This is a genomic window from Candidatus Thiosymbion oneisti, assembly GCF_004359955.1.
GTDB lineage: Bacteria > Pseudomonadota > Gammaproteobacteria > Chromatiales > Chromatiaceae > Thiosymbion > Thiosymbion oneisti.
Map to the genome: position 1 here is coordinate 18,702 of NZ_SMSC01000010.1, position 14,884 is coordinate 33,585.

The 14,884-nt window shown below is 58.0% G+C and carries 13 protein-coding genes; 12 read left to right on the top strand and 1 reads right to left on the bottom strand.

The window, feature by feature from the left end; all coding sequences use genetic code 11:
* Positions 1-58: 58 nt before the first annotated feature.
* Complete coding sequence (xseA, locus tag E1958_RS07110) at positions 59-1,432, bottom strand: exodeoxyribonuclease VII large subunit (protein ID WP_133511271.1); 1,374 nt, start codon at positions 1,430-1,432, stop codon at positions 59-61.
* A 333-nt stretch (positions 1,433-1,765) separates the two neighbouring features.
* Here xseA and guaB point away from each other — a divergent pair, with 333 nt between their 5' ends.
* The 12 genes from guaB to E1958_RS07170 all read left to right on the top strand — a co-directional run bounded on the left by guaB (position 1,766) and on the right by E1958_RS07170 (position 14,757).
* The gene (gene guaB / locus E1958_RS07115) at positions 1,766-3,235 is read left to right on the top strand and encodes an IMP dehydrogenase (protein ID WP_133511351.1); all 1,470 of its coding nucleotides are present in this window, start codon (positions 1,766-1,768) and stop codon (positions 3,233-3,235) included.
* A gap of 220 nt (positions 3,236-3,455) precedes the next feature.
* The gene (locus E1958_RS07120) at positions 3,456-3,722 is read left to right on the top strand and encodes a hypothetical protein (RefSeq protein WP_133511272.1); all 267 of its coding nucleotides are present in this window, start codon (positions 3,456-3,458) and stop codon (positions 3,720-3,722) included.
* A gap of 357 nt (positions 3,723-4,079) precedes the next feature.
* Positions 4,080-4,895 (top strand): hypothetical protein, encoded by an 816-nt coding sequence (locus tag E1958_RS07125; protein ID WP_133511273.1) that lies wholly within the window; start codon positions 4,080-4,082, stop codon positions 4,893-4,895.
* An 18-nt stretch (positions 4,896-4,913) separates the two neighbouring features.
* Positions 4,914-5,444 carry a hypothetical protein gene (locus E1958_RS07130; RefSeq protein WP_133511274.1) on the top strand — a complete coding sequence of 177 codons (531 nt, stop codon included), beginning with the start codon at positions 4,914-4,916 and terminating at the stop codon, positions 5,442-5,444.
* Between the two features lie 48 nt (positions 5,445-5,492).
* Positions 5,493-6,212 carry a contractile injection system protein, VgrG/Pvc8 family gene (locus E1958_RS07135; protein WP_133511275.1) on the top strand — a complete coding sequence of 240 codons (720 nt, stop codon included), beginning with the start codon at positions 5,493-5,495 and terminating at the stop codon, positions 6,210-6,212.
* A 3-nt stretch (positions 6,213-6,215) separates the two neighbouring features.
* Positions 6,216-6,530: a contractile injection system protein, VgrG/Pvc8 family gene (locus E1958_RS07140; protein ID WP_133511276.1), complete on the top strand. Its 315-nt coding sequence runs from the start codon at positions 6,216-6,218 to the stop codon at positions 6,528-6,530.
* A 975-nt stretch (positions 6,531-7,505) separates the two neighbouring features.
* Entirely contained in the window at positions 7,506-7,703 is a 198-nt protein-coding gene (locus E1958_RS07145; protein ID WP_208108575.1) for a hypothetical protein, read from the top strand.
* Between the two features lie 4 nt (positions 7,704-7,707).
* Entirely contained in the window at positions 7,708-8,193 is a 486-nt protein-coding gene (locus tag E1958_RS07150) for a DUF6484 domain-containing protein (RefSeq protein WP_133511277.1), read from the top strand.
* A 20-nt stretch (positions 8,194-8,213) separates the two neighbouring features.
* Positions 8,214-9,260 (top strand): DUF2169 family type VI secretion system accessory protein, encoded by a 1,047-nt coding sequence (locus E1958_RS07155; protein WP_166664613.1) that lies wholly within the window; start codon positions 8,214-8,216, stop codon positions 9,258-9,260.
* The gene (locus tag E1958_RS07160; protein ID WP_133511279.1) at positions 9,257-10,336 is read left to right on the top strand and encodes a beta-ketoacyl synthase N-terminal-like domain-containing protein; all 1,080 of its coding nucleotides are present in this window, start codon (positions 9,257-9,259) and stop codon (positions 10,334-10,336) included. The genes E1958_RS07155 and E1958_RS07160 overlap by 4 nt, the downstream gene beginning before the upstream one ends.
* A gap of 173 nt (positions 10,337-10,509) precedes the next feature.
* Positions 10,510-10,890: a DUF4150 domain-containing protein gene (locus tag E1958_RS07165; protein ID WP_133511280.1), complete on the top strand. Its 381-nt coding sequence runs from the start codon at positions 10,510-10,512 to the stop codon at positions 10,888-10,890.
* A gap of 525 nt (positions 10,891-11,415) precedes the next feature.
* Entirely contained in the window at positions 11,416-14,757 is a 3,342-nt protein-coding gene (locus E1958_RS07170; protein WP_133511281.1) for an RHS repeat-associated core domain-containing protein, read from the top strand.
* Positions 14,758-14,884 lie beyond the last annotated feature (127 nt).

Genomic DNA, 14,884 nt, shown 5'->3' on the forward strand with positions numbered 1-14,884 from the left:
TTCAACAGATTATTTGAGACGCCTTCTCGGGCAGCACCGAATCATGCCGGACAGCTTCTCAATCCTCGCCAACCACCTCGACGACCTCGAGTATCAGGCGGCCACGGGCCAGGCGCGCATCCACTCGGTCTCCGGGCACGAGCCGACCCGCGTCGGTGATGACCCGCCCCGTCGGCACCCGACGCAAGATGGCGAAGCCCCGCGTCAGGGTAGCCAGGGGGCTGCGCGCCTCCAGACCCTGAACGGCGCGGGCCAGGCGTTCGCCGCGGGCATCCAATATCCGATCCACCGCCTCGTCCAGCCGGCGCCCGAGCGCACCGACGATCAGGTGCCGGCGTGCCAGCTCACCTTGCGGCGACGCCCCCCGTACCCGCAGGGTGAGCGGATCCAGGCGTCTCCGCGCCTCTGCCAGCCTTCTCTCCACCGCGGTGGCCAAACGGCGTTGCAGCGCCTCGACGTCCCGCTGCCGACGCCGGAGCCGATCGCGTGGATGCAGCAGACGTAGGTGCCGCTCCGCAGCGGCGAAGCCTTGCCGGCGCGCGGCAAGCTCCCGCGTCAAGGCCGCCTCCAATCGCTGCCCGCAGGCCCCCACTCGCTGTGCCATATGCTGCGCGGAGGGGCTGACCAGCTCCGCCGCCGCCGATGGCGTCGCCCCGCGCCGGTCGGCGGCAAGATCGGCGATGCTAAGATCGATCTCATGGCCGATCCCCGTGACCACCGGGATGGCCGAGCGGCAGATGGCGCGGGCAAGGGCCTCATCGTTGAAGGCCTGCAGGTCTTCCAGCGACCCACCCCCCCGAGCCAGGATCAAGACATCGCACTCCGCCCGTCCGTTGGCCAGATCGAGCGCCGCCACCAGCTCCCTAGCCGCACTCTCCCCCTGGACCTGGGCCGGATAGATCAGCACCGGCAAGGCCGGAAAGCGCCGCCCCAGCACGGTGAGCAGATCGCGGACGGCGGCACCGGTGGGTGAGGTGATCAGACCGACTTGGCGCGGGATGGACGGCAGCGGTCGCTTGTGCGACTCGTCGAACAACCCCTCGACGGCGAGCCGCTGCTTCAGGCGCTCGAACTGAAGGCGTAAGGCGCCCTCCCCTGCCGGCTCCATGTGTTCGACGATTAATTGGAACTCGCCGCGACCCTCATAGAGGCCGACCCGTGCCCGGACCAACACCTGCTGGTGGTTCGCAGGCTTGAACCCGAGCAACAACCGTTTGGACCGGAACATGGCACAACGCACCTGGGCTGCAGGGTCCTTGAGGGAGAAGTAGATGTGCCCGGAGGCCGGCTGTGCTAGGTTGGACAGCTCCCCCTCCACCCACAGCAGCGGAAAGCCGCCTTCCAGCACGGCGCAGGCCTCACGGTTGAGGCGCGAGACGCTGTAGATGTCCCGGGAGAAATCCAGCAGGTTACAGACGGAATCCCATTGCATGCAGGTAAGGGCGAGCGCCTATTTGATCCGCAGATTACGCAGATTTCTCAAGAAGACCATGCGCTGGTGTCGGAGGCCCTTGGCGTCAAGGTCGAGTAACAATCCCCATTGTATTCCGCTTACAGCGTGAGCAAAGATAAGAATCTGCGAAAATCTGCGTAATCTGCGGATGAAAAAGATATCGTTCAGGTGCTGGAAGCCGGCGACCGGAGACTGGTAGCTAGAGGCAATCGATACGCACTTGCCTGGCGTCTGCGATCGTCCGAATTTACCCTCCGCGGCGCAAAATCTATAATTCGTCGTTACCCCTCCCGAATGCACACCCCAATCGCCATGCGCCTGATCCAGGAAGCCCTCACCTTTGACGACGTCCTCCTCGTACCGGCCTACTCTCGGGTCCCGCCCAACGCAGCGGACCTGGGTACCCGCCTGACCCACGCTATCGATCTCAAGATCCCCCTGATCTCCGCCGCCATGGATACGGTTACCGAGGCACGACTGGCTATCGCCCTGGCACTGGAGGGCGGAATCGGCATCGTGCACAAGAATATGAGTACCGAGCGGCAGGCACGCGAGGTACTCACGGTCAAGAAGTACGAAAGCGGCATCATCCGCGACCCGATCACGGTCACCCCCGAGACCAGCATCGGAGAAGTCAGGCACATCACCCGGGCCAACAACATCTCCGGCGTCCCGGTGGTGACCGGAGAAGGACAACTCAACGGCATCGTCACCGGGCGCGATCTGCGCTTCGAGACCCGCTACGATGCCCCCGTGTCCTCCATCATGACCCCCCGTGACCGCCTCGTGACCGTGCGTGAGGACGCTGGCCGCGAAGAGATCGTGGGCCTGCTGCACAAACATCGGATCGAAAAGGTACTGGTCATCAACCAGGACTTCGCGCTGCGGGGCATGATCACCGTCAAGGACATCCAGAAGGCCAAGGACTTCCCCAAGGCGTCCCGGGACGACCACGGGCGCCTGCGGGTCGGCGCCGCAGTCGGCGTCGGGGCCGGTACCGACGAACGGGTCGCGGCCCTGGTGGAGGCCGGCGTGGACGTGGTCATTGTGGATACCGCCCACGGTCATTCCCATGCCGTCCTCGAGCGCGTGGCCCGGGTCAAGCAAGAGTTTCCAGAGGTCCAGGTCATCGGCGGCAACATCGCCACCGCCGCTGCCGCCCGTGCGCTCGTAGAGGCGGGAGCCGATGCGGTCAAGGTCGGCATCGGGCCCGGCTCCATCTGCACCACCCGTATCGTAGCGGGGGTGGGCGTACCCCAGATCACGGCGGTTGCGGATGTCACGGAGGCCCTCGCCGACAACGATATACCCGTGATCGCGGACGGGGGGCTGCGCTACTCGGGCGATATCGCCAAGGTCATCGCGGCCGGCGCCCACAGCGTCATGATCGGCGGACTCTTTGCTGGAACGGACGAAGCGCCCGGCGAGGTGGAGATCTACCAGGGTCGATCCTACAAATCCTACCGCGGCATGGGCTCCCTAGGCGCCATGGGCGGCAAGGAAGGCTCCAGCGACCGCTACTTTCAGGACGACGAAGAGCAAGAAAAGCTGGTGCCCGAGGGCATCGAGGGACGGGTGCCCTACAAGGGCAGCGTACTCAATGTAATCCACCAGCTCATGGGCGGCCTACGCGCGAGCATGGGCTATACCGGCTGCGCCAATATCGAAGCAATGCGGACCAAACCGGAATTCGTGCGCATCAGTGGCGCGGGCATGCGCGAATCCCATGTCCATGACGTGCAGATCATCAAAGAAGCGCCGAATTATCGGATTGGGGCCTGATGTACCCAATAAGGAATCAGTATGGCAATTTTTGAGTTGTTTTCAAAACGATAAAAAAAGCTGAGAGGGGAAGTATCGGACGTATATGTGTACGAAGAGATCCCGGAATCGTTACGTGTGCAAATAAAGAAGATGGGCATGGTCAGGGTGCTGAGATTCCAATAGTTCCCGAACATTCGGCGAGTCACGCACTGCTGATAGGGATGTCCATTTATCCTCCGTGAGTCAATATTATCCGACCAAATCGGATATGATTTCAGACCGTCCAGCAAGCGACAGTGGCGGCAACTTTGGGCGCCTAGCCCGCGCCGGCGTTATGAAAGACTATGTAGCAGAACTATTCGAGGAAAAACTGGCCGATATTCCGTTGCTGGCTTGGCAACAGTTTCTCTCGATTTTCACCGAAAGTGTTTCAAACGCGGAAATAGATAGGGCTCTGGAACGAATCGCAAGGAACGCTGCCTTATCTGTATCCCAATGCCATTAAGTTAAGCCTCAAAGCCCCTCTCCCGGCGGGAGAGGGGTTGGGGAGAGGGCGAACGAAAACAGGGATCAACCAATCACAAACGGCGCCGGTGACGCTTAACTTAATGGCATTGATCTGTATCCGACCCTGAAGCGGCAAGTAAGCTTGCGGATAAATTCAGAGAAATTGCTGCACTTATCGAAAACTCGCAACTTCCTGAATAGAATCGGAGGTGGCACCATGATGGAATACAAAGGATATTTCGCACTTCGTCTTGGCATTTAGGCTTAAGGACACTCGATACGCTACGCTCGGCGCCTAAAATAATATGTAGAATAGCGCGGAAAGCTTTTGCAACGGTTAATAGGAGGCAGAAACGTGCCAGAGATTCCGTTTCCAATTCCAAACGACCCCTTTCCGAATCCAGACGATCCCCTCGATGCGGTAAGAAGGTGGATACTAAGGGAGACCCAGGCAGCGGTTGAACGCAAGGTACGAGATACCGTTAATGATTTGACGTGGGCGCTTGAACGGCGGCTACCCGATGTCGGCAGCTGCAATCTGTCCACGTCGCTGCTCGAGATAACCCTCGACGAGATGTTCATCGAGTTTTCTTCGGATATCCTCGAGGCAGGGCACCAGCACAATATCGATGCGAGAGCCATCGCTGGAGCGATCGCTTGGGAATACGAGGAAAACATGGAAGGTCTTTGGTCGGATTACCTCCAGTACCATCTTGGAAGGGGCTTGGATATCTTCACGAAAGATCCAGATCTTCCGTTAGGTGAGGGGATTGGATGGGGCAGCATCCATACCGAGCGGGCACGGTTGTTGCATCCGACTGCGACGAATCTCGAGCTGCAGTGCCTTCGACTGGACGCTGCATCGGCAATTGAAATGATCGGAGCGATTATGGGGCAGGCATCGCAAGATTATTTCACCTTGTCCGGGGGAATCTGGATTGGCAATGCGCCACCGATCCTTGCCTTGTTTTTCCATACGGGAGACGATCTGCTGAAGGAGAGTGCAGCGAAGCGCAGACTCGACCCCTGTAAGCCGGGACAGACGGTGGAATTGGATGCCAGTCAGGATACTATGGCGACCTGGGTCAAAAGCAACCTGGATCGTTTTATCCAATTCTCGACTCGACCTGAGCCGCCCACGACTTGCTATGCCAGCGTGACGGTCAAATAGGTAGGTAGGAGGTTTCCGATGTTGATCAAACCGATTTTGGTCCTGGTCGTGGTGATTCTGGCTGCGGTTGCCGGATTAGTGCTGGTGGGGGAATACGAGGTCTCGGCGTTTCGCATCGTCCAGGTGTTGACCGGAAACTTCCTGATCAGTGCCCTGTTCCAGCTCTGGGTCACGGCACCAGTGTTACTCCCGGCGGCCTTGCTCTGCGCCCTGGCCCTGAGGTGGTTTGTTGGGATATCCATGGTTTCCGGGTTGCTATTGAGTCTCGCGGTGGCCTATGCCGTCATATTTTTCGTCTATGTGTTATCCCAGTTCACGATTCCATTGCTTCCCATCCTTTACGACGTACGCTTCCAGTATATTCGCGCCAGCGTCGGGGCCGGTTTTTTGGCATCGTTGTTTTCCATCCTATTGTCGCTTCGCTCAGATGTGCCAAGGCGATTCCCGTTCGTGCGTGCGCTCATCGTGGTGTTGCCGTTGGTGGCGGTTCCGATTTTGTTGTTGTCGCTCGATGTGAACGGTATTGCGTGGGCACATTTTGATGATTAGGGAAACTATCAATCTATACTCTGCTGTGATTATGGGGAGCTAGAAGCCATGTCTCTCAGCCAACGAGCCCGGACCCTCGCCGAAGACGTCCTACTGCTGCGTGCCATGCGCGGCAGCGAACGCCTGAGCACCCTGTTCGAGTACCAACTGGAACTCATCAGCGAAGTCCACCAACCGATCAAGCACGAGGAGCTACTCGGCCAACCCGTCACCGTGCGGCTGGAGCTGCCGGATTACCGGACCCGCTATTTCAACGGCATCGTCAGCCGTTTTTCACACACCGGCTTCGACGGGTCCCTTTGCCATCTACCAGGCCTCAACTTTGACTTGGTTTCTCACCCCGCACCACCGATCATGTCGTATCTTCCAGGACTGACGGTGCTGACATCGTCAAGGACATCTTCCATGGAAGCACGGCCACACCGATTTCCAGGAATTCCTGGTCGAGCCGCATCAGTCCCGGAATTACTGTGTGCAGTACCGTGGAAACAGATTCTCGCGTTCATCAGCCGGCTGGCTGGAACAGGAAGGCATCCACTACTCTTCCGGCACGCAGACGGCAAACACAACTTTGAAACTGGCCGACGAGACAACGGTGCCCATCACCCCCGTTGCCGGCTACGAAGAAACTCTACTACCCCCCCGATGAGACCGCACTGCGGGAGCCGGGATCACATCAACCACTGGTCCGTGGCCGGAGCGGTCCAGTCCTCGGGGCCTTCGTCCACACCGATTTCGACTTTACAGCGCCTGGAAAAGACCTGCTGACCGATGGGACCACCGCATGAGCACGCCCTGGAGCGCTACGACTATCCGGGTGGTTACACCCAGTACGATCAGGGCGACGACTGCGCGCCCGCATCGAAGAACTCCCATGTGGACTACGAGACCCTCATACAGGGTGCTGGCAATGCCCGTGGCTTAGCCACCGGATCGCGCTTCAAGCTGACCGGAGTATCCCCGCCAAGACCAGAACTGGAATACCTGATCGTCTCACCTGGCATAAACTGGAAGTCCGGACGCCTTCGGTTCCTCCGGGAAACCAAGCGCCGGCCCGGTCTTCCAGTGTTGGTTTACTGCCTTTGATGCCCAGACCCTTCGGCCACCGCGGACTACACTTCCTGCCCTGGTCCGGGGCCCCCCAGACCGCCATCGTCGTCGGCAAAGCCGGCGTAGCCAGGAAATCTGACTGACCACTGGCGTAATGGGTCGGGCGATCCAGTCCCACTGGGACCGCTACGGCCAATCCGACTTCAGCAATTTCAGCCCTGCTAAGTACGTTTCACCCCTGGCCGGTAAGAACTGGGCGCTGTGGCAATCCCGCGCATCCCGCCAGAAGTCATCGTCGACTTCTGAAGGCGACCCCGACCGGCCCATCATCAAATGGTGCGGTCTACAACGACGTCAATAAGCCCCCCCATGGATTACCTGGCAGCGCCACCGTCAGCGGACTCATGTCCAACAGCACCAAGGGCGGCGGTGGTTACAACGAATACATCATGGACGACACCAGCGGGCCAGGAGCTCATCCGTGAGCATGGTCAATTTGACAAAGACAGCAATCTCATCGAGCACGACCTGCGCGAGCATGCTGCATGATCGCAGCCGGATGTCACCTCAATGGCCTTATAACTCATCCAAATCGGGAACGACCGTGCCAAGACCGTCGGCAACGAGACTACGACTAATCGGCGTCGACCGGATCGAGCAGGTGGGAAGCAACGAGACCATCTCTATCGGCAGTAATCGCACCGAAACCGTCGGCGCTAACGAGATTATCAATGTCGCCCAGGACCTGCACCCGCACCGTCGGAGTCAAACGAAACGGTCACTGGCGGGTCAACAGGCCGTGACTCGTCGGCAGGAACCAGAGTACGCTAAGTCGGCACAGTCTGAGCGAGCAGATCGGCAAGATTGATGTCACGATTGGCACCACCCTCAGCGAGAATGTCGGTCCCCGATTGGTCGGAGTAATCGTCGGCAAGAACTCATTCCGTAGGTGGTGCCCAGGCCATTACTGTCGGCCTGGCGCAAGCCGTGTCCGTAGGCATGAATCAGGCCATGAACATCGGCAAAAACCTGACGATCGACGCCGGTGACTCCATCACCCTTACCACCGGCAGCGCCAGCATCTCCATGAAGAAGGACGGTACCATCACGATCCAGGGCAAGGACATCACCGTCAAGGGCTCCGGCGTTACCAACGCCAAGGCGAGCAAGAACGTGGTTATTAAAGGCAAGAAGATCCTGGAGAACTGAACCCATGGAAACGAACCGCAACCAAGACCGAGCGGAGACCGCCGGGGCGGAATTCAGCGAGACCACCGAACGCTACGACGGGGTTGTCATCGGCCTCCTGCTCGGATTCCACGAGGACGGAGCGCCGCTCGTCGCCTTCCCCGGCAATCCGCAGGAGACGGCCCTCCAGGCCCGCGCCACGACCAGGCTTCAGAGCACGGACGTGGGCCGCGAGGTCGCCCTCCTATTCGAAGGCGGCGACCCGCGTCTGCCCCTGGTCATCGGCATGGTGCAGCATCCAGAACGCCAGGCCGATCCCCAGGCCCCATTCACCGCCGACCTAGACGGCGAGCGCATCCTGCTCCGTGCACAGAAAGAAATCGTCCTCGAGTGCGGTAAAGCCAGCATCACGCTGACAAAAGCAGGCAAGATCCTGATCCGAGGCGCCTACCTATCTAGCCGTTCCTCCGGTGTTAATCGGATCAAGGGTGGGTCGGCGCAGATCAACTGAGCGCTACCGGGAATCCTCTGGTGTTGCAGACCACCGATTACACCCCCTTTGTCACCGCACTGGCCGTGTTTCCGGATCAGGAAGGTGTGGATACAGCCTTCTCGGTTACCAAAGGGACCTTCGACATCGGACCTGAAGGGATTCAAGTCGCAGAGGAACAATTGCCGGTGGTACGTGCCGATGAATGCTGGGACGAGCCGGGCACCTCCTCGATTCGGTATGCCGCCGAACTCGGCTTTACCAAACCGGCAACCGACATCGTTATGACCGGTCATGCCTACGCACCGGCCGAACGGCGGGTAACTTCCATTGACGTCGGCCTGATGGTCGGTTCCCGACGTAAGATCATACGGGTCTTTGGTGATCGTTGCTGGGACCGAACCTTGGGCATTGCCCACTTCACCGACCCCCTTCCCTTTGCCGAGATGCCTTTACGTTATGAGCGCGCTTTCGGTGGTCGGGACCAAGTGTCGGGGCGCGACGGGCCCCAACCCCGCGTCTATGCGGCGAATCCCATCGGTCACGGATTTCGCGTCCGCGGTGGCGAACAGGCGCTGACCGGAATGCCCCTGCCCAACCTGGAGGACCCGAAACACCTCATCGATAGCCCGAAGGATCGTCCCCCACCGGCCGGATTCGGTTACATCCATCCCCACTGGGAACCGCGCCGGCGTTATGCGGGGACCTACGACGAACACTGGAAGAAGAACCGGGCCCCCTATCTGCCGGCGGACTTCGATCCCCGCTTCAATCAGGCCGCCCACCCGGATCTGATCGCCGATGGCTATCTCAAGGGAGGTGAAGAAGTAAAGATCGTCAACGCCAGCAAGTCGGGCCTCCTGCACTTCCAGCTACCGCGTATCCGTCTGTCCGCCGACTTTATGATCGACGGTGCCCTGCATACCCGCACCCCGGTGTGGGATACCCTGGTACTCGAACCGGACCGGCACCGTTTCATTGCGGTGTGGCGCGCAAGCATCCCCTGTGACAAACAGGTCTTGCGGGTGCGCGAGGTGGTCGTGCGGTGCCTGGACGCCGATATCGACCTTGGAATCGACCTCGGATGAATAAATTGCCCTCACCACGCATCGTCATCACCGCGGCAGGCGCCGCGACCCCCGTGGGCCTCACGCTGGCCCAGACCGCGGCTGCGGTACGCGCACAGATCGCCAATTTCAATGAGATTAGCTGGTGCGACAAAGAATACGAGCCCTTCGTCATCGCCTACATCCCCGAGGAATGCTTGCCTGACCTGCCGAGCACCCTGACTGCCTCGACGCAGTACAGCCGGCGGGAATCCCGGATGCTCCGGGCCGCCAATCTGGCCTTGCAGGATCTGGCTCGGGCGCAGCCGGATTTGGACGCAGCCATCCCCTTATTGCTCGCGTTGCCACAGGACGCTACGACCGATCATAACGAACTGTGGAATGCCCTGCTGTCGCTGACCTCGCTACCGATCGATCCGGAGCACAGCGCGATCATTCCGCGTGGTCGAGCGGCCGGACTCATCGGAGTCGACGAAGCAACCAAGCTCCTGACCCAGGGTACCGCCGAGTTCGTCCTGGTCGGTGGCTGTGATAGCGAATACGACCTGGAACGGCTAGGACATCTGGACCGCGTCGGCCGCCTCAAGTCGGATATCAACCTGGACGGCTTTATCCCCGGTGAAGGCGCCGGTTTTCTGCTCCTGAGTACGGAGCGCACAGCGGCGAAGCTGGGATTAACGACGCTGGGTGTCATAGCGGCTACCGCCAGAGGCTTTGAGCATGGTCACCTCCACAGCGAGACCCCCTATCGCGGTGAAGGTCTGTCCGAGACCTGGCAAGCACTACTCGGTAACCTAGCGGGTCAAAGAGAACACAAGATCGCCACCCTATACAGCAGCATGAATGGCGAAAGCTATTGGGCCAAGGAATTGGGCGTATGCACCATTCGCCATCAGGACAGCCTGGTCGAGGCCCCCTTTATTTCGCATCCGGCCGACTGCTTCGGCGATCTCGGGGCGGCCTTTGGTCCGGTGATGATCAGCCTGGCCGCCACCGGCCTGCAACGGGGCTATCGTCGAGGACCGGTACTCGTCTATTGTTCTTCGGATCACGGCCACCGTGCCGCCGCGATCCTCCACAAAATCCAATGCCATTAAGTTAAGCCTCAAGGCCCCTCTCCTGGCGAGGGTGTCGCAAAAGCCCCTCTCCCGCCGGGAGAGGGGTTGGGGAGAGGGCGAACAAAGACAGCGCGCGACCGATCACAAATGGTGTCGGCGACACTTAACTTAATGGCATTGCCACAAAATCTAACCGAGAGGAGCACATCATCATGGCCCAAACCACCTTCGCCAACGGCCGCGGCATTGTCCACCAGAGCAGCGGCGGCATGAGCACCGTCTTTCCCGATGTCTGCAAGACGCCCGTGGGGCCATCCACGCCGCCCATTCCCTACCCCAATACCGGGAAATCCTCCGACACCTCCGGCGGACCCAAGACCGTAAAAACCGATGGAAAAATGCCAATGGTCAAAGGCGCCAAATACAAGGTCACCACCGGCGACGAGCCGGGCGTGGCCGGGGGTATCATCAGCGGTACCAATAAAGACGTGGCCGAGTTCATGCTCTACTCCTTCGACGTCAAATTCGAAGGGCGGAATGTGTGCCGCCTGGGTGATCCTCTGCTCCATAACAAAAAGAACGCCATGGGGTGAGGGTAAGTAACGGATCAAAAACAACGTGAACAAGCATCCCGCGTTGTGCGCACTCACCGAGCGATCCATCATCGCCAGGATATTCAATTTATTGAACCACAGAGGACACAGAGCGCACCGAGAATCGGTATCCTGGTAGACGATAAAGTAATTAAATTAAGGCGACTGAACGGCGGGATGCGGCCGTCCCTGGCCTTTCCCGCCCTACGCTGCCCCTGCCCCTGCCCACAGCGTGGATAAAATCGCCGGACTCCACGCCGCTCAACGCCTAACCGACATACGCTCGGCACGAGTGGAGGGAGAGTCATTAATCAATTTCAATGGGCCTGGCCTGATCGATCGCGTCAAACCTTGTCGAATCCAACCCGCTGTGCGCTCTGTGTCCTCTGTGGTGAAAAAACCAAGGCTGGGAAAGTCGTATTGAACCACGGAGGGCACGGGGAAAAGATGCATAATTTGTTAGTGAACTGTTCCTAAGAGACCAACGAACATGCCGGCAATTTTTCCATTTTCGGAGACGTGGCGATGACCGAAATAGGTGAAGGAGTCCAGGCCCCATCCGGCACCGCCTCCAACTGCGAATGCACCGCCACCGGACATCCAATCGATGTCGCGACCGGCCGCGTCTTCGTCGTCGACAAAGACATCACCTTCACCTACCCCCTCTCCATCGGACTCTTCCGTACTTGGTCAAGTAACCATGCCGGCAGACCAGGCCTGTTCGGTAGCGGCTGGACATCCTTTCTCGACCTACGCCTCGTGCTCGATGCGGACGAGCTGATTTACTACGACGACGAAGGCCGGGCAATCTCCCTTCCCCTGATCGCGGTCGGCGACTCATTTTACCTGGCGGCGGAAGGACTCACCCTACGGCGTCTCGAAAGTCATCTCGAGCTCATGCAGCGCAATGGTAGAAGCTACCGTTTCACCCCCGACGGCCGATTGCAGCGCGTACAAAGTGGTCACTACCACAGCATCGACCTACTGTATCGAGGCGAGCAGCTCATTGGCCTGAAAGACGCCGGAGGCAAGGACTATCGTTTCGCTTATGACGCCTTCGGGCGGCTCACCGCGATCTACTGCCATATCCAATCCGCGCAGCAAGAAATCAGACTGCGGGGATATACCTATGACAACCGCAACCGCCTGACCGTAGTATACGATGAATTCGCCAACCCATTACAATATACATATGATGACAATGACCTTTTAATTGCAGAAATAAATCGCAACGGATACTGCTTCAACTACGAATACGACGCCCAAGGCAGATGCATCAAAAACTGGGGAGACCAAGGCGACTATTATCGCGAGCTGCGCTACACAACCGGGCAGGGAAAAACCGAAGTAATCAACTCATTACAACAAAAAACCACCTACTACTGGAATCGACAAGGCCTGGTCGTCATGGTGGTGGATGCCACGGGCGGCGCCCACCAATACCACTATGACCGGAATCGTCGCCTGGTGGGTGAAATCGATGCCAACCAAAATACGATCACCTATGAATACGACGAACAAGGACGGCAAACGGTAAAGACCGATCAGGAAAACAACCGTTGGGAAACGGTTTACGCAGACGACCAGCCCGATGTGCAGATCGATCCACTCGGCAATCAGATAATCCGCATCCATGACGAAGACGACAACCTGATTCAGGAAGAAGACAGCCAAGGTAATTGCCGAATCCACCACACTGCCGCCGGGAAAAGCACACAGGAAAATCACCCGGCAATCCGAAAAGAATACGATGAATGGCATCGTCTATTATATGTGGGCGATGTGGAAGGTCATGCCAGGCATTTTGTCTACGACCTCAAAGGGCGTCTGATCCGCGAACGCGACAAAAACGGCAACGAAACCAGCTATGGATACGACGCCGAAGACAATCTCATATGGACACGCGACCCGCTAGGGAATGAAAAGAGATTCATCTATCGCGGACTGAACAAGCTTAGCGAACAACGCGACGAAAACGGGAACACAGTCAGATTCGAGTATGACAGCGAAGGACAGCTGACCACCATAACCAACGAAAACAACCAAAAACACACATTCAGCTACGATGTGTGTGGGCGTCTCAGTAGCGATGTTGGTTTCGCCGGAGAGACCAATACATATGATTACGACCGGAAAGGAAATGTCGTAGCAGTATCGCGCCCCGGCGGCGGCTCGCTCAACATTTGCTACGACAAAACGGGAAGGATCGTCGAAATCGCGGGCCACGACCTGGCGGGGACCCAATGTCGCAATACCTACAAATACGACCAAGCCGGACGACTCATCGAGGCGAGCAACGAACATAGCCGGGTAACCTTTGAATACGATACGCTCGGACGCATAATCAAAGAGCAGCAAGGAGAGCAATCAATCGAGCGAATATATGATGCCGCCGGAAATCTCATCGCGCGCAAAGGGCCTTGGGACACAAGCATAGCATTCGAGTACGACGAAAACGACAAACTCGAGCGTGTCACCTTGCCCGGTGACAAAATCATCCGGCTGGTACGCAACAAACTGGGACAACCGATCGAACGCCATCTGCCGGGCGGGTCCTACTCCCTGTGCAGACATGATGCCGAGGGCCATCTGCTTGCCCAGGATATCCATGGTCCGACGGACGAACCCCTGATTCGGCGCCGCTACAGGTACGATCCGAACGGCCGGTTATCGAGGCTGGAGGATAATGGCAGAAACCCAAAGCAGTACGCCTACGACCCGGCGGGACGCCTGGCCCGAATCCTTTCAGGGCATGCGCAGGAACCGGAAGACCTGGTCTATGATTCCGCCGGCAACCTGTTACAAAGAGGCCACCGGTTTCAGGCACGTTATGCGAGCGGAAATCGGCTGCTCCGGTCCGATGGGTTCGACTACACGCACGACGCACGGGGCAACATCGTCGAGCGACGCGGCGAAAATGGGATCACGCAGCTTCAATACAACAGCTTCAACCAGCTCATCGGCTGCTTCGATTTGGCGGCCGGATGCGATGTAAACTATTACTATGACGCGCTGGGCCGGCGGATCGGAAAGAAGGCGTTTGATGGAAGAGAGGTCACCTACTACTGGGACCAACTTCAGCTGATTGCCGAAGAAGAAGGAGCCAACCGAACCCAATACATTTTCCAAGCAAACAGCTTTGTGCCCTTGGCCTGCATACGAAACCGAGCCGCCTACTATTACCACACCGACCATCTGGGAACACCCCTGGAAATTACGGACGAAGCAGGAAAACTCGTATGGAAAGGAAATTATGACGCCTTCGGCAGGTGCGAAGAACCGATAGCCGATATCCCTAATCTACTGCGCTTTCCAGGACAGCAGATCGACCCGGAAACCGGACTGCACTACAATGTCTTTCGTTACTACGACCCACAAATTTCTCGCTATATTACGCAGGATCCGATCTCGTATTTAAGCAAGGACTTCAATCTATATCGATACGCCCGCGGTGCCCCTGTTTACAGGACCGATCCTTTCGGATTAGAACCCGTAACAATTTCCGTGGCCCTCGTTGCCTTCGGTAAGGCGCTTGTTTGGACCGGAGGAATACTGTTGGCGGTGTTGGTAGCAAAGGAAGCATCGGATGCGATTTCTAGGTCTAAATCAAAACCGAAGAAAGAGGAAAAATGTGATGAATGTGATAAGAAAAAATGTCCTCCTTGTCCTCCACCACCTCCACCGGAAATCGATAAGGTTCCACCAAGTACCCCTCATTATCCTTGTCCCGGAGATCATTGGCACTATTATGTATATCATCAAAATCCGGAAACCTGCCAATGTTTTGGACCGTATCGGAAATTTGGAGGCTGTTTGCCACAGGGAGGTACTATACCGTCAAATTGGGCGAGCATTTTGAAGAAATAGCTTCCTGATTATGATAACGAGGAGCTTTGCCATTTCCGATAGCCGCACTGATACAGGGTGGAGCATTTTGGTGGGAATTGCACCGACTTTTGGTACATCCGACCAACACGCTCTAATCTCAGGTTAT

Excerpts from the sequence above, each read along its gene's own strand:
- xseA (WP_133511271.1), bottom strand. The coding sequence starts at position 1,432 with ATGCAATGGGATTCCGTCTGTAACCTGCTGGATTTCTCCCGGGACATC.
- guaB (WP_133511351.1), top strand. The coding sequence starts at position 1,766 with ATGCGCCTGATCCAGGAAGCCCTCACCTTTGACGACGTCCTCCTCGTA.
- E1958_RS07130 (WP_133511274.1), top strand. The coding sequence starts at position 4,914 with ATGTTGATCAAACCGATTTTGGTCCTGGTCGTGGTGATTCTGGCTGCG.
- E1958_RS07135 (WP_133511275.1), top strand. The coding sequence starts at position 5,493 with ATGTCTCTCAGCCAACGAGCCCGGACCCTCGCCGAAGACGTCCTACTG.
- E1958_RS07140 (WP_133511276.1), top strand. The coding sequence starts at position 6,216 with ATGGGACCACCGCATGAGCACGCCCTGGAGCGCTACGACTATCCGGGT.
- E1958_RS07145 (WP_208108575.1), top strand. The coding sequence starts at position 7,506 with ATGAACATCGGCAAAAACCTGACGATCGACGCCGGTGACTCCATCACC.
- E1958_RS07150 (WP_133511277.1), top strand. The coding sequence starts at position 7,708 with ATGGAAACGAACCGCAACCAAGACCGAGCGGAGACCGCCGGGGCGGAA.
- E1958_RS07160 (WP_133511279.1), top strand. The coding sequence starts at position 9,257 with ATGAATAAATTGCCCTCACCACGCATCGTCATCACCGCGGCAGGCGCC.
- E1958_RS07165 (WP_133511280.1), top strand. The coding sequence starts at position 10,510 with ATGGCCCAAACCACCTTCGCCAACGGCCGCGGCATTGTCCACCAGAGC.
- E1958_RS07170 (WP_133511281.1), top strand. The coding sequence starts at position 11,416 with ATGACCGAAATAGGTGAAGGAGTCCAGGCCCCATCCGGCACCGCCTCC.